The sequence below is a fragment of the Desulfurispirillum alkaliphilum genome (assembly GCF_055378285.1).
On sequence record NZ_AP042405.1, the window covers coordinates 1,817,737 to 1,834,733 of the forward strand.

The following is a 16,997-nucleotide window of genomic DNA, read 5'->3' on the forward strand; positions in this document are numbered from 1 at the left end:
GCATCGTGTGTGCCGATGGCGGGAAGCGAAACAATTCTCAGAGACAAAGGACATTCATGCACAGATATATATTTCTTCTGCTGGCACTTCTCATTCTGGGCTCCGGATGCGCCAAGAAAGCGGATCCCGACCGCGTTCCGGATCTGGAAACCGCCCACCGGCTGGCAGAACGCGGGCAGTACGATGAGGCGCGCCAGGAGTACCGTGGTGTGATGAACCTGGCGGATAATTCAGAAGCCGTCGCCCGGATCATGCTCTATATCGCCCACACCTACGAGAAGGAAGGCGAGTGGCTGGACGCGTCCATTGAGTATGAACACTATCTGCTGCGCTTTCCCGACCATTCCGCTGCCGACGATACCATGATCCGCCTGATGGAAATGTACATGGAGCAGATTCGCACCATTGATCGCGATGTGAATCCAGCCCGCAAGGCGTACTCTCTGGCCCAACGCTTCTACCGTGAATATCAGAGTTCGCCACGCACCGGTGAGGTTCAGGTAATGGAGCAGCAGGCCTTTGAAATTATTGCCGAACACGAGGCGTATATTCTCGATTTTTACCTGCGGACGAAAAAAATTACCGCTGCGAAGACACGGCTTGAGCGCATAGAGCGGGATGATCCCGATTTTTTTGCCACACCGGTGATTCAGCAGCAGTATCGACGTTTAAAAGAACTTCAGAAGTGACGCTTCTTTGCCGATAGGAAAGAACGGGAAGGATCCCGGAACAGGATGTAAGGAGTCAGCCCCATGGTAGATGCATTCTATAATGCCGCTTCCGCCATAAAAACCTATGGCTTTCGACAATCCGCATCGGCCCACAATGTGGCCAATGTCAACACCGATGGCTTCAAGTCCCAGCGGGTGGATACTGCAGAAGGTGTCTCTGGAGGAGTGCGCCCCACCGGCGTCAGCATCGACAAGAGCCACGGTCCTTTCCGGCCCAGCGAATTTCCGGCGGACACGGTGTCCTTCAGTGCCGACGCCATTGCCATGGCGGGCCTTGTGGAAGGATCCAACACCGATATCACCCGCGAGATCGTCAACAGCTCCGTAAACCAGTACTCTGTCAGCGCCAATACCGGAGTGATCCGCTCCCAGGACGAAATGATAGGGACACTGCTTGATATCGTCTCCTGATGAAATCTCTGCTCCTGTTCCGGATCCTGCCCTTTATCGCCCAGATGTATCTGAAAATCTGCTTCCTGACCTGCCGCAAAACCTATGAGGGGCGGGAGATCCTGCAGGCGGTGGAAGATGACCCCAAGCCCTACACTATTGCCACCTGGCATGGTCGTTTTATTGCACTGATCTGGTTGTACGGCAGAGGCAACGCCTGTGGCGTGCTCAGCCAGCACACCGATGCCGAGATTCTCGCCCGCGTTCTGCGCTACTTTGGCCACGATACCGTGCGCGGCTCTTCCACCCGTGGCGGCGTTGGCGCGCTGCGTCAGATGATCGCCAAGCTTCGTCAGGGATACGACATCGGCATCACCCCCGATGGTCCCAAAGGGCCACCGCTGGTGGTCAAACCAGGTGCGGTCGGTGCCGCCAAGGCCACCGGCACCACCATTCTGCCGGTTTCCTACAGTGGCAGTCCCGTAAAAATTCTCTCCAGCTGGGACTCCTTTGTCTTCCCCCTGCCCTTTGGCCGCATGCACTTTGTGGTGGAAAAACCCCTCCTGGCTGAACACTATGATGACCTTGAAACCGGCAACAAGCTGCTGGGGGAGCTCCTGATGAGCGCCACCCGCAGAGCGGATCAGGCCATGGCCGCCGGGAAGCGCACATGAGAGCGGCTCAGCGTATTCCTCTTGATTTTATTGCCACTGGACTCTATTTCGGCAAGATACCCTTTGCCCCTGGCACCTGGGGAACCCTGCCCGGCATAGCGCTGCTGTGGCTGATGGCAGATTTTCCCCTGTGGAGCAAGCTGCTCATTGCCGGGCTGCTGTTTTTTGGTGGAGTGCTGGTGTGCCATCGCGCCCAGGAGCTCTATGGCCGCAAGGACCCCTCTTGCGTGGTGATCGACGAGATCGCCGGTGTGTTCTTTGCCGGCATGTGGTTTGCGGTCAGCTGGCCCATGCTGCTGGCTGTCTTTGTACTTTTCCGCTTTTTTGATATTCTCAAACCCTGGCCTATCCGCCGACTGGAAACCTTGAGGGACGGCTGGGGTGTCATGGCAGATGATATGGCGGCCGGTGCCGCCGCCGCGCTGGTGCTTGTGGCGGTGAGCCTGCTGCTCTGATCTGTGCCCTTCCACTTTTCACGCAAAGGAAGACATATGCGCGCATCACTTCTCAGTATAGGCGATGAGCTGCTCAGTGGCTTTATCCTCAACTCCAACGCCCGCTATCTGGCCCAGATGCTGACCCAACAGGGTTTCGATGTGCGTACTCACCTGACGGTGGGTGACGAAACAGATGACATTGTTGCAGCCTACCATGAGCTGGCCGCCGACAATCAGCTGGTACTGGTCACTGGCGGCCTTGGGCCGACCCACGATGACAAGACCCAGGAGGCAAGCGCCCGCGCCCTGGGAGTGGAATCGCGCATCGATGAGGCATCACTCAGTCGCCTGCAGGAGTTTTTCACTCGGCGCAAGCGTCCCATGAAAGACATACATAAGCGCATGGCGACTTTTCCTGTCGGTGCCACCGTTGTACCTAACCCCGTGGGTGCCGCCGATGGTTTCACCTTTATGCTCAGCGGTTGCCAGTTTCTCTGTATGCCTGGTGTGCCGGCGGAGATGCGCGCCGTCAGTGGCAACTTCATGGAGCATTTCCTGCAGTATCCCCAGGAACGCTTCTATAATGGCCAGGCCATCATCTCCCTCTGCGGTATCCCCGAGTCAGAAGTGGCCCGCCGCATCGCCCACCTGCTGGAGGGCGAGAATTACCGCATCGGCCTGCTGCCCAATGATGCTGCTGTACGCATCCGCGTGGCCAGCCGAACGCGCGCAGGCCAGCAGGAAGCTGACCGCATTGCTGCGTCGGTTATGGAGCTGATTCTGCCCTGTTTCGCGCCGGATGATATCTTCTCCATGGAAAACGAAGCGCTGGAAGTCGTCCTGCTCAAAGAGCTTCAGCGCCAGCAGCTGAGCCTGGCTCTGGCGGAATCCTGCACCGGCGGAAAGATTGCCGATCAGCTTATCGCCGTTCCCGGCGCTTCAGCCATCCTGCTCTTCGGCGGCGTCTTCTACTCCAACCAGTCCAAGGTGGAGCTGCTTGGGGTCGCGGAGCAGACCCTCGTGGATCACGGCGCTGTCAGTGAACCCACAGCCCGTGAAATGGTCGATGGTGTCTGTCGCATTGCCCGTACCCACTGCGGAATCTCCGTCACCGGTATTGCCGGTCCCGAAGGGGGGACTGAAGAGAAACCGGTGGGCACAGTGTATATAGGCACGCGGGTGAAGGATTGCGTGGAGGTGCAACGCTACCTGCACAGCGGCAACCGTGAACTGATCCGGCAACGCGCCGTCCAGGCAGGGCTTTTTCAGCTGCTGCGAATGGTGCGCAGATAATATCCGTGATTTTTCATCCCGCCCATGGGAGGATGCCATGAAGTTCCCTGTCTATCACGTCGATGCCTTTACTCAGCAGGTTTTCGGCGGCAATCCCGCTGCCGTCTGCCCCCTGGAATCCTGGCTGAGCGTGGAAACCATGCAGGCCATCGCCGCCGAGCACAACCTCTCTGAAACCGCTTTTTTTGTTGCCACGGCTCCCGGACACTACCAGTTGCGCTGGTTCACTCCCCAGGTTGAGGTGGACCTGTGCGGCCATGCCACCCTGGCCAGTGCCTTTGTGATTTTTTCCAGTATGGCGCCACAGCTTGACCGGATCACCTTTGAAACTGCCAGCGGCGTGCTGAAGGTGGAGCGCCGCGGTACGCTGCTGGTGATGGATTTTCCCTCGCGCAGGCCCCATCCGGCCGCCCTCTCACCTCTGCTTGGACAGGCCCTGGGCAGAGAACCACGGGAGACCTGGAAGTCCCGGGACTATTTGCTGCTCTTTGAAGACGAAGAGACTATCCGCAGCCTGCAGCCGGATTTTGATGCCCTCAAGCGCATCCCCGATACTCTGGGTTTTATCGCCACGGCGCCTGGAGATACCGTGGACTTTGTCTCCCGTTTCTTCGCTCCCGGAGCCGGCATCGCCGAAGATCCGGTGACCGGCTCCGCCCACAGCACCCTTATCCCCTTCTGGGCCGATCGCCTTGGCCGCACAACGTTACATGCCCGGCAGATATCGCCCCGCAGCGGTGAGCTCTTCTGCGAAAATCTCATCGACCGCGTTCTGATCGGGGGACACTGCGTATTTTTCTCCCAGGGGATGATTACCCTTTGAAGGCTTTGACTATTGAGGTTTTCTTCGCCAGTCATCCAGGAAACTGTAGAGGCAGGGTATGGCCAGCAGTACCAGGATAGCTGATGTGATCAGGCCAAAGATGATGCTGATGACCAGCGGTTTGAGAAACTGGGCCTGAAGGCTGCGCTCCAGCATGAGGGGCATAAGGCCCAGGGCGGTGGTGATCGTCGTGATGGTGAGGGCGCGAAAGCGATCCCGGCTGGCACTGAGAGCAGCCTGCAGAATAGTGGCTCCGCCTGAGGCGTGCATCTTGACAAAGGCGACCAGCAGGATGGAATTATTGACCACGATTCCGGCCAGGGATGCGGCGCCAATGACCGAGGGCATGGAGAGGTTGTATCCGGTAATCAGGTGTCCCCACACGGCCCCCATGAAGGCGAGGGGGATGGCGACCATGACGACGGCTGGTTCGATGAAGCTGCGGAACTGGTAGCTGAGGATGCAGAAGATCCCCAGCAGGCCAAGCAGCAGGGCGTTGCGCATGGATGCGCCCGTTTGGCGGGATTCGGCAATTTGCCCTTCAAAGTGGACCTGCACTTCAGGATAGCGGGCCTGCAGTTCGGGCAGGAAACGCTTTTGCAGATCGGTGATTATCTCCATGGCGTTGGCGATGCGGGTATCCACGTCGCCGCTCACCGTGACCGTGCGCTGCCGATCAATGCGCAATATGCGGCCCCATCCACGGGCAGGCTCCATGGAAGCCACTTCACTCAGGGGAATCAGGGTGCCGTCGGGCAGAGTGACCAGAAAGCGCTCCAGCTCCAGCAGGCTGTGGCGGTCGCGCTGCCGCACCATGATTTCAAATGTCTCCCTTCCCACCTGAATCTGACTGACAGTTTCCCCCAGCCAGGCTGCGCGCAGCTGGCGGGCGATTTCGGCTGCGTCTACTCCCAGGCTGGCGGCTCCGGCTTTCAGCTGCAGGTGGTATTCGGGTTTGCCGGTGCGCAGGTCGCTGAGTATATCAGTGGCACCGGTATAGCCTTTCAGCCACTGGGAGAGGTCGTAGGCGGCCGCTTCCAGGGTGTGCAGGTCTTCACCTTTCAAGCGGATCTCCAGGGCCTTTCCCGCCGGGCCAATAACCGGCTCTTTCAGGTTCAGGCTGAGTACATCGGCTGGCGACCCCGTGTGCTCGCGCCACAGGGAGAAGAGTTCATCCAGTCGAGTGGAGCGCCTCTCTGCCGTCAGCAGATCGGCAGTTATGGTGGCGACGTGTGGGCCACGCTCAAAGGCGTCGGTGTTTTCCCCGTAGCGTACCAGAATATGCCGCACCAGTGGTTGCTGACCCGGCTGCTGGGGGCTGAGTTCGGCATTGGCCTGCTCAAGGGCGCTCACCACTTGTTCCACCACCTGGCGGGTACGCTCCAGGGGTGTCCCCTGGGGCATGATCAGGCGCGCTTCCACCACGTCACCCTCCAGATCGGGAAAGGCTTCGAACTTCACCAGACCACCCGCCAGCAGGCCAATGGTGGAGAGAAAGAAGAAAATCAACAGGCCCGCAAACAGGGAGCGCTGGTGTACGGCCCAGTGCACTGCCCGGTTCAGGTACTCGTCCCGCAGGGTGGCAAAGCCGTGCTCGAAGCGCTGGCGAAAGCGGTTCGGAGTACGATTCTGCAGTCTGCGGGTACTGTGGCACATGTGGTGGGGCAGGATCAGATAGGCGTGCACGAGGCTGACGATCAGGGTCAGCAGGGCGGCAAAAGGCATGACGCGCAGCACTTTGCCAATGTCGCCGGAGATAAAGGCCAGGGGCACAAAGATAGCAGCGGTGGTCAGGAATGAGGACAGGATGGCGGGTGCCACTTCACGTACGCCTTCCACGGCGGCTGAGAGGGGATTTTTTCCCCGCTCGCTGTGGGCGGCGATATTTTCAGCAATGACGATGGCGCTGTCCATCATCAGACCGATGGCCAGCATCAGGGCAACCATGGAGACCATGTTAATGGAGACGCCCAGCATGGCCATGAGGGCAAAGGCACCCAGAAACGAGATGGGCAGGCCCAGCCCCACCAGCAGCGAAGTGCGCAGGCTGAAGAAGAGCCAGATGGCTGCCACCACCAGAAACAATCCCTGAATGCCATTGCGCGTCAGCATTTGCAGGCGATCCTGCAGGATGGAGGTGATATCCTGGGTCAGTACCAGTTGCACCGACTCCGGCGCGCGCAGGCGCTCGTTTGTGATGAATTCCTGCAGATCGGCATATACGTCCAGACTGTCATGATCTCGTCCTTTATACACTTCCAGTACGGCGGCCCGTGTACCATCCAGCTCGGTGCGCACCTCGGGCAGGCGAAAGGTGTCAGTGATGGTGGCCAGGTCGCCCAGTCGCAACTCGTGGCCATCGGCTGTGCCAATGATGATAATATCTTCAAAGGCTTGAGGTGCTTTGCGTTCATCGGTGAAGCGGATCACCGTATCGCCCAGGGGGCTCTCCAGGGTTCCGGCGGGCAATTCGATATTCTGGCGGGCCAAAATGGCGGCAATGGCGTTCACGCTGACTCCGTGCTGATGCAGCACATCAGCCGCGATTTCCACCTGTATCTGGCGTTCAGAGAATCCTTTCAGGTTGACCTGGGCAATATGCGGGTTGCGCAGCAGGCGCTCCCGCAGCTTTTCGGCATAGACCTTCAGATCGGTTTCATCCATGGGCCCCGTTATGGCCAGGGCTGCCACCAGATCGGTGCGATGCAGTTCGCGCACAATGGGTTTGCCTGCCTGGGCGGGGAGGTCGTCGATGGCGTCTACTTCGGTGGCTATGGTGCTCAGAAAACGCTGGGCGTCGCCGTTTCCCGACATCTTGGCAATGGCCAGCGCGAAATTTTCGCGGGCATCACAGCGAAACTCCGCCAGGTCAGTAATGCCGTCAACCGCATCTTCCAGGCGCTGGCAAATCGCTTCTTCCACCTCGTGGGCACTGGCACCCCGATACTCCACCTCGACGGAAGCTTCCACGGGGCGAAAGTCGGGAAAGGTCTCGCGCAGCAATGAGCCAATGGAAAGTACGCCGGCCAGCAGCAAGATGATGGCCAGAATGTTGGCTGCTGTGGGATGCTCGGCAAAGTAGCGGATCATGGCGCACCCGCACCTTCAATGAGCTGCTGGGAAGCTGCACTGAAGCGGGGCTCGACCGTGCGGCCCTCGATGGCGGGCATCAGGTCGCCCGCCACGACCGCCTCGCCTGGCTTTACTCCATCCAGAATCTGCACCAGTTCACCGTACCTATGGCCGATGGAAACCTGGCGGCGCTCTAGGCGCTGCTCGCTGTCGACAACCAGCACCACGCTATCCTGGCGAACACTGGAGCGGGGCAGCAGGATAGCCGCAGAACGTGGAGCACCGGTCAGTTCCACCTCGACAAACATACCGGGAAGTAAGGGGAAGGGGCGCGCCGGAAAGGATTGTTGCCATTGCCAGGCGTTGATGCGCAGGACGATACCCAGAGTGCGGGTGCGTTGATCCAGGGCGTCGGTAAAACGCAGCACTTCAGCGGATACGGGTTCAGGGATGCCGGGCAGCAGAAGACGGGCACCGAGATTGGTTAAATCCTGGCGTGGAGGCAGAGAACTCTCCGTGGGCGTGCTGCTGGTGAGCGTCGCAAGACGACCAAGGGGCAGGTGGGCCACAACCTCCATGGATTGGTGGTCATGGGCTTCGAATAACAGGGTTCCCGGGGACACGACCTGCCCCGTATTCACATGTACCGGCCCGATAACGACGGCATAGGGGGATTGCACCCTGGTGCGTTCCATATCGCGCCTGGCGCGCTCCATGCGGGCGCGGGCGCTTTCCTGCTGGGCCAGCAGCCGTTCGCGTTCGTGGGGGAGTTGATTCAGCGTATTGCGCAACTGCTGCACGCTCTGGCGCTGCTGCAGGAAACTGCGCTCCTCACGCTCCAGTTGTGTCTGGGAGATGGTTCCCGTGGCTGCCAGACCCTGCTGTCGGGTCAATTCACGTTCCGCCAGCTCCAGAGCCCGCGCTTCCAGCAGAAGTGATGTTTTCATGCTTTCCCGGCGACTCTCCAGCTCGGCAACCTGGGCTTTCGCCGCCAGCCAGACCGCGTGGGCATCGGCCAGGGCATTGTCGTAGTCGGTGGACTCTATGCGCAGCAGCAGACGGTTGCCCTCTACTGCCTTGCCCGTTTGCAGCAGATCTGTGACCAGTTCAACCCGTCCCCCGACCTCGGCCACAGCCCGCCAGCTGCGCCCGGCAGTAACCGTACCTGTGGCGCGGACTCTGGGGAGGAAGTCAACCTCCTTCACCTGAATGGTGGAGACCACTGGAATTTCTGTTCCCTGGGCGTTGTGCTGTGGGCCACTGCGACTGGCAACCAGGATGACGACCAGGAGAATGCCTGCAGCCATGGGGAGAAAGATTGCGAGTTTCCGGCGGACGGATGGCATGGGAGGCTCCTTTTGTTATCAGTTGTCTGCAGCGGGAAAGAGTCCGTGCTCCAGCAGGGCGATGGTGTGATCTTGCAAGCGTTCCTGGCTGATGTTCAGCGTTTCAGGGCTAAAGTGCTGCTGCCAGAGGGAGGTGGTTGCCAGGGGAAACATTGTCAGGCCTATGAGGGAGACGGGCAACAGGTGTGGTTCCACATGGGGATTCACACTGCCCTGCTCCCGAGCGTTCTGGAAGGCTTGGGCCAGTTTACTGGGGAGTTTCAGGTTCTTGACCACATAACTCAGCAGAAACTGGCGCAGGGCACCATCTTCATTGACAACTTCCCGTATCCAGAGACCCGGCAGCCATGGATGGCGCCGCACCATGGCGTGGACGGCTGTCACAAAAGTGCGCACGAGTGTACGCGTATTGTCGCCAGCCGACAGCAGCTCCTGGCGCAGCCCGTCAAAGGCAGGTATCAGACGCTCATTGATAACGGCGTCCAGCAGTTGATCCTTGGAGCCGAAGTAGTAGCTGATCATGGCAGGGGTGACTCCACCTGCATTGGCAATGGCGCGCAGGCTGGTTGCGCCAATGCCGTGACGAGCGTAGTGCTCCACGGTGATGTCGAGTAACTGCTCGCGCTGCTCGGTATTGGTTCCCTTTGGCCTGCCAGGTTTTCTGTTCAACTGCTTGTGCATGGGGTGCTCCTGAATGGTGGTCAGATATTAAATGATCGATTAATTAATTTCAAGGGGAATGTGGACGCGAAAGCTATCAGCTTTGCTGTTTGGCTTTTCGTGGTGTCGCTATTGAGCAGGGTATTGTGACGCGTATGGTTGCCAGAAAGCGGTCAGGAAGGTTTCTGCTGCTGGTAGAGGTGGTGAATGATGCCGTCGGATAGTCCGATTTTGGGTACCAGCAGCTTGCTCATGCGAGCGGCTTCCATCACAAAGAGGATGATTTCGCCAGCGGGCACGATGACATCAGCCCGGTCCGGGCGGAGGCCGAGTTTGCGCATGCGTTCTTCATAGGTGTGCGATTGAATATGCTGATGAACTTTCTGCATTCTGGCAAGGCTGAGGGGTGAGGTGGAGTCCTTTTCGGCGATTTTGGCGATTTTATTGATATTGCCGCCGGAGCCAATGCCGAGGATGGGGCTGTGCCCCTTGGTTGTACTTTTGATCCAGCTGCCCATCTCCTTCCAGCGTTCGGTGCTCACCAGCCCCTCCAGAATCCGGATGGTGCCAATGTCAAAGGAGCGTGATTCCAGGCGTTTGCCACGGGAGAAAAAGCTCAGCTCGGTGCTGCCGCCGCCGATGTCAATATAGAGGTAGGATTTGGAGTGATTGAGTTTTTCGGCGATGGCGTTGGAGCAGATCATATCGGCTTCCATGCCACCATCGATGATGTGGATCTGAATGCCGCTTTCATTGAGGACGCGCTCCATGACTTCCTGGCCATTGTCGGCTTCGCGCATGGCTGAAGTGGCGCAGGCCATGCAGGCTGCTGGTTCTATGACGTCCAGCAGGTTTCTGAAGGCGACCATGGTCTTGACGAGATGCTGGGCTTTTTTCTCGGAAATATGGCCCCTGGTAAAGGCGTCTTCGCCAAGGCGTACGGGGACGCGGTAAAGGGATGCCTTTTTGATGAGGGGGCTGCTGTCGCCATTTTCATATACATGGGATATCAGGAGTCGCACGGCGTTTGATCCGATATCAATGGCGGCCAGTTTCATCATGATGGGGTCACACTCCTTTGCAGGTAGTCATAGATTTCGTATTGGGCTCGAATTCTGGGAGACGTGGCTCCGGGGGTACGCATGGGATTGCTCTGGCGACTGTCGATGATCCGGGCACGGCAGTTATCCTGCCACTGAATACTCAGCATATCCCACAGTTCCTGCTGCAGCGCTTCACTGTAAACGGGCGTAATGACCTCCACCCGGTTGCTGAGGTTGCGGCGCATCCAGTCCGCCGAGCCCATGAAGCATAGTCGCTTGCCGCCATTGTGGAAAAAGAATATCCGTGAATGCTCCAAAAAGCGGTCTACAATGCTGATAATCTCGATATTGTCACTGAAGCCCTTGCGTTTGACCAGGGAGCAGATTCCCCGGATGATCATGCGGATTTTCACCCCCGCCCGGCTCGCGTCATAGAGCTTGGCGATAATGGCCCGGTCCACCAGGCTGTTGACCTTGATGAATATCCATGCCTCCTGGCCGGCTCGCGCCGCTTCAATTTCCCGGTCAAGCATCTGTTCGAAGTGCTGGCGCATCTGGAAGGGGGCTACCAGCAGGTGCTTGAAGCGGGGCACCCGGCTGTTGTCCTTGAGGAAGGCGAAGACCTTGTCCACATCGCGGGTAATGCGTGGGTCGGCTGTCAGCAGGGTATCGTCGCAGTAAATCCGGGCAGTGGACTCGTTGAAGTTGCCGGTACCTATGGTGCAGTAGTGCACCAGTTTCCCTTCCTCGCGCCGCGTGATATGGCAGAGCTTGGAGTGAACCTTCAGGCCGGGTACGCCGTAAATGACCCGCACGCGGTTTTCTTCCAGCTTCTGGGCCCAGTAGATGTTGGCTTTTTCGTCAAAGCGCGCCTGCAACTCAATGACCACTGTGACACTCTTGCCGTTGCGGACGGCATTTTTCAGGGCGTTGATAACCATGGAGTTCTGGGCAAGGCGGTAGAGGGTCATGTTGATGCTGATGACGTCGGGGTCGATGGCCGCTTCCCGCAGCAGGTCGAGGATATAGTGGAAGGACTGGTAGGGGAAGTGCAGCAGGATGTCCTGCTGGCGGATGATGCTCAGCAGGCGCTTTTGTCCGGCCAGTACCGGATGGGGCAGCGGCGGCAGGGGCTCGTAGCGGAAGCTCAGTGGCCCCACGTCGGGGAAGTTCATGAAGTCTTTGAAGTTATGATAGCGACCAGCGGCGATGAGTGAGTCCTGGCGACTCAGGCGCAGTCGGCGGGTCAGAAACTGCAAAAGATCTGCGGATATAGTGCGATCAAAGACCATGCGCACCGGGCGGCCCTGTTTGCGTTTTTTCAGGCTGCGGCTGACCGCGTCGATGTAGCTTTCGATCATATTGTCTTCAATATCCAGTTCGGCATCGCGGGTGACCTTGATGGTGAAAGCGCGGAAGACGTCAAAGTCGAAGATACTGAAAATATCCTTGAGGCAGTGGCGGATCACGTCGTCAAGGAGGATGATGTACTGATTTTTCCCCTGGGGTGGCAGGGTCAGGAAGCGGGACATGACGTCCGAGGGAATTTTCAGCAGGGCGTGTTTCTCCTGGCTGGGGTCATCGCTGCGACTCATCTCGATGGCGAAGTAGACATTACCGTCATAGAGGTTGGGAAAGCTCTTGATGTGGTCGAGCATGATGGGGAAGAGGGCGGGCCGCACCCGGTTGTGGAAATAGCTCTCCACGAAAGCCGCCTGGCGCTCGTCAAGCTGGGTTTCATCGATGATGAAAATACCCTCAAGCTCCAGCTCGTGGCGGATACGGGTATAGGCCTGTTCGAAGGCGTCCTGCTGTGTGGCCACCATGCGCTTGATGGCCAGTAGAATTTTGCGCGGATCATCGCCAAGAATATCCAGGGCTTTTTCGCCGATATCAATGAAGCGCTTGATGGTCGCAACCCGCACCCGAAAGTACTCATCCATGTTGGAAGAGAAGATTCCCAGGAATTTCAGCCGCTCCAGCAGGGGAACTTCCGGATTGGTAGCTTCCTGCAGTACCCTGGCGTTGAAGGAGAGCCAGCTGATTTCGCGGTTGATATAAGGGAATACGGGATCATTACGCATGCAAGTGCTCCTTGGTGAGGTGGAAAGGCACTATCATAGGGTATTGGAGGAATTTCGATGGTAAAATTCCTGTAATATTTCTGTAACGGGCTGCAGGGGGAGGCCATCTGCGGCGTTGCCCGACACGTGCCACCGCTCTCGGAAATCCCGCTGACACTCTCCGGCAAAAAGGCAGGGAGGCGTCAGAAGTCTGTTTTTCCGTGACTCCAGAACTCTGAACTGAAGTTTCGTACCCCCCCCCGAAACGGCAGGATGTCGGCGTCGACACTGATGCCATATTGGAATGGCAAAAATGGTTCTGCACAGATTGCGTCGCTTGACATTATCCTCACCATATATAAGAGTTTCTTTTGCCACTTTTTACCCGCAAAAAGTGGCTGGGAAGCGGCCCCCCAGTGCTGTCCTTTTCAGCCGTCCGCTTACCTGGAACTGGGGACCGCAAACAACCGCCCTCCGTGGCTTTTGGTTTGCGGTTGCCGCCCTCGTGGCGGCAACCCTACGAGTCTATCGCGTTATTCAGGCAATTGAAAAGCTCTCAGGTGCAAGGCGCACGCAAGGTGAGAAGTGAGGCGTACTTCCTGTACGTCGCAGCGACGAGCACTTGTGAGCAACGCCGCAGATGAGAGCTTTTCAGCAGCCTGACAGTCGGCGCGTCCTGGCTGGGCCAGCACACGGGGGAGAGACAGAAGCAGGCCGTTCCCCCCTGAGCCCGTCCGGTGAGTGCGACGCCTGGCTGGCAAGACCCGAACGGGACACTCACAGGAAGTGAGTGGTCCGGCAGCACTGCAAGGATGCAGTGTCTGCTGGATCTCCAGAACAGGCGAGCCAACGATCCGGAAAAACGGGCGTTCGGGGGGCGCGTTTTTGTGTCCTTTTTGCGCGGTCAAAAAGGACAATATCCGGAGACGAAAAATGGAATACCAGATAAGTCAAGTATTCAAAACCAATACGGTTTCCGCGATATAAACGCCAGTATGATAATGACTTAACTCAAGACGGTAAGGTTCGAAAGTTGAGTCTGAAGATACTTTACTGTGTTGCGCTGAATTGTTCAACCGCAACCGGTGTCGCACCGCGAAAAGGCTGCACGGTGTCTTGACACTCCTGTGGCATCGCAATACAGTGAGCCGGAAAGTTAACCCTGCCGTAAACAAATACTGGAGATCTGCTGTGAGAGTATTTGCATCTATGATGACATTTGCCTTTTTCCTGAGCGGTTGCGCGCCTGGTCACCTGATGGTTCGAGAGGGTGACCTGCGGGCTCTGGAACAGCGTATAGATGAGCAGGAGCAGCGTATGGAACTGCTGGCGAATGAACAGGCGTCCATGCAAAGCGCGTTACTGGCGTCGCAGGAGGAAGTGCTGCGCGCGCTGCAGGCTGTTTCCACTCAACAGGCTGAGCTCTATACGCGTCAGCGGGAGTGGGAAAGTTTCATTCGCTCCACTCGGCTGCAGGTCAAGGACGGTGAGAACACGGAGCTGTTTGAAGTGCAGCTGGAGCCATTTGCCACCGTCAATGCCGACAAACAGGTTGTCGGCTCCATTGAAAACGTGTATCTGGCCCCACCAGGCATTGTGCTCCCTGCCCGCATTGATACTGGAGCCACCACATCGTCCCTGGATGCTCGCCATGTGCAGCGTTTTGAGCGCAATGGAGAACGTTGGGTTCGTTTTACGATTGTCAACCCTGATGATGACAGTGAAATCGTCCTTGAGCGCAAGATTGTGCGCAATGTGCGCATCATACAGGCCATCCAGGATGAGGCCGAGCGGCGACCCGTCGTTGAGCTGGGGGTGACCGTTGGCAAAACCACCCAGACAGCCCAGTTTACCCTTTCAGACCGTCAGCATCTGGAGTTCCCCATTCTCATCGGGCGCAATATTCTGATGGATATCATGGTGGTGGATGTTGCCCAGACCAATATAGCTCCACCTGTGCTCCCCGTTGAGCTCACTGTGCCTGGCGAAGCTCCATGATTTCGCGCATCTCCCTGTACCTCATCGTCGCCGCCCTTATAGTGACGGGCCTCAGCATTGCCTGGCTGCGTCACGAACATATGGGGATTCCCTTTCTGCCGGGAGCCCAGACTCCCGTGTGGCTCGTTGAGGCTCGTATTGATTTTACTGCCACTGGCGGGCCGGTGACGGTAAGTCTGGATATCCCCGACAGCCCGCCGGGCTTTGCCCTCTTTTCTGAGCAAACTGCCTCGCCTGGGTATGGATTTTCCATCCTGGAAAATAATGGCAATCGCCGTGGAGAATGGTCTGTTCGCGCTGTCAGCGGAGCGCAGACCCTCTACTACAAAGCACAGGTCATCCCCGGACAGGGTGCTGGATCCGAAGCGCCTGCCAGTGCGCCATCCATTGCCAGTGTGCACTGGGATGAGTCCGAGGCACTGGCTGCCCGCCAGATTCTGGAAACGGCACGGGCCATGTCCAGCACTCCTGAGAGCATGACCCGCGAGCTTATCAAGCTGCTGGCAACTCCTACACCTGGGCAGAACGCCGCGCTGCTGCTCTCTTCCACGCCCCTGATTCCCCTGCTGGAAAAGCTGCTCAACTACGCCCAGATTCCCTCCCGCGTGGTTATGGGCCTGCAGCTGGAGGACGGGCGCCGCAACCAGCAGCTCATACCCATGCTGGAAATATTTGCCCGCGATCGCTGGGTGCTCTTCAACCCCCGTACGGCGCAGCAGGGTATTCCCGAAGACTTTCTCCTGTGGAGCCAGGACAGTCTCTCGTTGCTGGATGTCAGTGGAGGCCATGGTTCACAGGTGCGTTTTGCCATGATGCGCCAGAGTATTTCCGCTGTGCAGCTGGCACGGCTGACCATGGATGACTCCGGCTTTTCCTTCTTCGGGGTGCACAAGCTGCCGGTGGAGGAGCAGAGTATGCTCAAAATGCTGCTTCTGCTGCCTCTTGGTGCCCTGGTGGTGGTGTTCATGCGCATTATGGTGGGCGTGCAGACATCAGGTACTTTCATGCCCATACTCATTGCCCTGTCGTTTCTGCAGACCACTCTGTTGCCCGGCCTGATCAGCTTTATCGCCATTGTCGCCATCGGCCTGCTCCTGCGCAGCTACCTCTCTTACCTGAACCTCCTGCTGGTGGCGCGCATTGCCACCATTGTCGTCATCGTCATTTTCATCATCATCTTCTCCAGCCTCTTTGGCTATCAGCTGGGCTTCAATACCGGTATGACCGTTGCCTTCTTCCCCATCATCATCATCGCCTGGACCATTGAGCGCATGTCCATCCTCTGGGAGGATGAAGGTCCCCGCGAAGTGCTCATGCAGGGCGGTGGCAGCCTGCTGGTAGCTATCCTGGCCTTTCTGCTCATGCAGTGGCCGCTCATGGAGCACCTGAGTTTTCATTTCCCCGAAATCAATCTGATTCTCGTGGCGCTGATCCTGATGATGGGGAACTATACCGGCTACAAACTTCTGGAGTTGCGCCGGTTCCGGGCCATGCGCCTGAAGTGGCGGCCATGAGGTGGTTTGTCAGCGCTGGTGAGCTGCGCCGCATGGGCATTCTCGGCATGAACTGCCGTAATATCGACTTCATCGGACGCTATAATCCCCGTCATCTCTATCCCTTGGTGGACGATAAACTCAAGACCAAATACCTGGCCCAGCGTCACGATATCCCCGTTCCCCGACTGTGCTTCATGGTTCGTGAACAGTACAAAATCAACCGGATTGACCAGCAGCTGAGGGAACTGTCGGGCTTTGCCGTCAAGCCCGCCAAAGGCTCCGGCGGCAAAGGTATTCTGGTGGTCACCGGGCGCGAGCGGGGTGCTTTTGTGAAGTCCTCGGGAGCGGTACTCGGCATTCGCGATGTTAAACGCCACATGTCCAATATCCTGGCGGGCCTCTACTCCCTGGCCGGCACCCCTGATGCCGTAATTGTCGAGGAGCTGATCCACTTTGATGATCTCTTTGAAGGCTACTCCCACGAAGGCGTACCCGACATCCGCATTATTGTCTTTCAGGGCTATCCCGTTATGGCCATGCTGCGCCTGGCGACCCATGAGTCCGATGGGAAAGCCAACCTGCACCAGGGAGCCGTGGGTGTGGGGCTGGACATCGCCACTGGCCGGTGCCTGCAGGCGGTGCAGCACTCCATGCCCATCGAAACCCACCCCGATACCGGCAGACACTTTCAGGATATCAGTATTCCCGACTGGCCCGCAATGCTCCACCTGGCAGCCCGCTGCCACGATATTACCGGCCTGGGCTATATCGGCACTGATATTGTGCTGGACAAATATCGCGGCCCGCTGCTGCTGGAGCTCAACGCCCGACCCGGCCTGTCCATTCAGGTGGCCAATGGCAGCGGAATCCTCCCCCGTCTGCGCAGGATAGAGAGCATGGCCCGTCACCATAAAACCGTCAGTGAGCGGGTGAGTTACGCCATGGAGACCTTTGGCGGGGCCTGATTATTT

14 protein-coding genes are annotated in these 16,997 nt (G+C 58.0%); 9 read left to right on the top strand and 5 right to left on the bottom strand.

Translation table 11 applies throughout. From position 1 onward, the window contains the following. Window positions 1-56: 56 nt before the first annotated feature. The 6 genes from ACZ46I_RS08140 to ACZ46I_RS08165 all read left to right on the top strand — a co-directional run bounded on the left by ACZ46I_RS08140 (window position 57) and on the right by ACZ46I_RS08165 (window position 4,348). Window positions 57-689 (top strand): outer membrane protein assembly factor BamD, encoded by a 633-nt coding sequence (locus ACZ46I_RS08140; RefSeq protein WP_464280478.1) that lies wholly within the window; start codon window positions 57-59, stop codon window positions 687-689. Window positions 690-752: 63 nt separating this feature from the next. After that, window positions 753-1,142 (top strand): flagellar basal body rod C-terminal domain-containing protein, encoded by a 390-nt coding sequence (locus ACZ46I_RS08145; protein ID WP_013506427.1) that lies wholly within the window; start codon window positions 753-755, stop codon window positions 1,140-1,142. Then, a complete protein-coding gene (locus tag ACZ46I_RS08150) occupies window positions 1,142-1,795 on the top strand; it encodes a lysophospholipid acyltransferase family protein (protein ID WP_464280479.1) in 654 nt (217 codons plus the stop codon). Before ACZ46I_RS08145 ends, ACZ46I_RS08150 begins: the two co-directional genes overlap by 1 nt. Then, window positions 1,792-2,250: a phosphatidylglycerophosphatase A family protein gene (locus ACZ46I_RS08155; RefSeq protein WP_464280480.1), complete on the top strand. Its 459-nt coding sequence runs from the start codon at window positions 1,792-1,794 to the stop codon at window positions 2,248-2,250. Before ACZ46I_RS08150 ends, ACZ46I_RS08155 begins: the two co-directional genes overlap by 4 nt. Window positions 2,251-2,286: 36 nt before the next feature. Further along, window positions 2,287-3,525, top strand: a complete 1,239-nt coding sequence (locus ACZ46I_RS08160; protein ID WP_464280481.1) for a CinA family nicotinamide mononucleotide deamidase-related protein — start codon at window positions 2,287-2,289, stop codon at window positions 3,523-3,525. A gap of 37 nt (window positions 3,526-3,562) precedes the next feature. Further along, entirely contained in the window at window positions 3,563-4,348 is a 786-nt protein-coding gene (locus ACZ46I_RS08165) for a PhzF family phenazine biosynthesis protein (protein ID WP_464280482.1), read from the top strand. A gap of 9 nt (window positions 4,349-4,357) precedes the next feature. On the opposite strand, the gene ACZ46I_RS08170 is transcribed toward ACZ46I_RS08165, so the two are convergent. The 5 genes from ACZ46I_RS08170 to ppk1 all read right to left on the bottom strand — a co-directional run bounded on the left by ACZ46I_RS08170 (window position 4,358) and on the right by ppk1 (window position 12,553). Next, window positions 4,358-7,438 carry an efflux RND transporter permease subunit gene (locus ACZ46I_RS08170; protein ID WP_464280483.1) on the bottom strand — a complete coding sequence of 1,027 codons (3,081 nt, stop codon included), beginning with the start codon at window positions 7,436-7,438 and terminating at the stop codon, window positions 4,358-4,360. Further along, on the bottom strand, window positions 7,435-8,766 hold the full coding sequence (locus ACZ46I_RS08175; protein WP_464280484.1) for an efflux RND transporter periplasmic adaptor subunit: 1,332 nt from the start codon (window positions 8,764-8,766) through the stop codon (window positions 7,435-7,437). Before ACZ46I_RS08175 ends, ACZ46I_RS08170 begins: the two co-directional genes overlap by 4 nt. Window positions 8,767-8,784: 18 nt before the next feature. Next, window positions 8,785-9,447 carry a TetR/AcrR family transcriptional regulator gene (locus ACZ46I_RS08180; RefSeq protein WP_464280485.1) on the bottom strand — a complete coding sequence of 221 codons (663 nt, stop codon included), beginning with the start codon at window positions 9,445-9,447 and terminating at the stop codon, window positions 8,785-8,787. A gap of 152 nt (window positions 9,448-9,599) precedes the next feature. Next, entirely contained in the window at window positions 9,600-10,487 is an 888-nt protein-coding gene (locus ACZ46I_RS08185; RefSeq protein ID WP_464280486.1) for a Ppx/GppA phosphatase family protein, read from the bottom strand. After that, window positions 10,484-12,553: a polyphosphate kinase 1 gene (gene ppk1 / locus ACZ46I_RS08190; RefSeq protein WP_464280487.1), complete on the bottom strand. Its 2,070-nt coding sequence runs from the start codon at window positions 12,551-12,553 to the stop codon at window positions 10,484-10,486. Before ppk1 ends, ACZ46I_RS08185 begins: the two co-directional genes overlap by 4 nt. A gap of 1,170 nt (window positions 12,554-13,723) precedes the next feature. Between ppk1 and ACZ46I_RS08195 the strand changes: the two genes are divergently transcribed. From ACZ46I_RS08195 to ACZ46I_RS08205, 3 genes are read left to right on the top strand one after another with little or no spacing between them, the layout of a single operon-like run. Then, a complete protein-coding gene (locus ACZ46I_RS08195) occupies window positions 13,724-14,530 on the top strand; it encodes an ATP-dependent zinc protease family protein (protein ID WP_464280488.1) in 807 nt (268 codons plus the stop codon). Then, window positions 14,527-16,044 carry an inactive transglutaminase family protein gene (locus ACZ46I_RS08200; protein WP_013506416.1) on the top strand — a complete coding sequence of 506 codons (1,518 nt, stop codon included), beginning with the start codon at window positions 14,527-14,529 and terminating at the stop codon, window positions 16,042-16,044. Before ACZ46I_RS08195 ends, ACZ46I_RS08200 begins: the two co-directional genes overlap by 4 nt. After that, complete coding sequence (locus ACZ46I_RS08205) at window positions 16,041-16,991, top strand: alpha-L-glutamate ligase-like protein (RefSeq protein ID WP_464280489.1); 951 nt, start codon at window positions 16,041-16,043, stop codon at window positions 16,989-16,991. Before ACZ46I_RS08200 ends, ACZ46I_RS08205 begins: the two co-directional genes overlap by 4 nt. The last annotated feature ends 6 nt before the right edge of the window (window positions 16,992-16,997 follow it).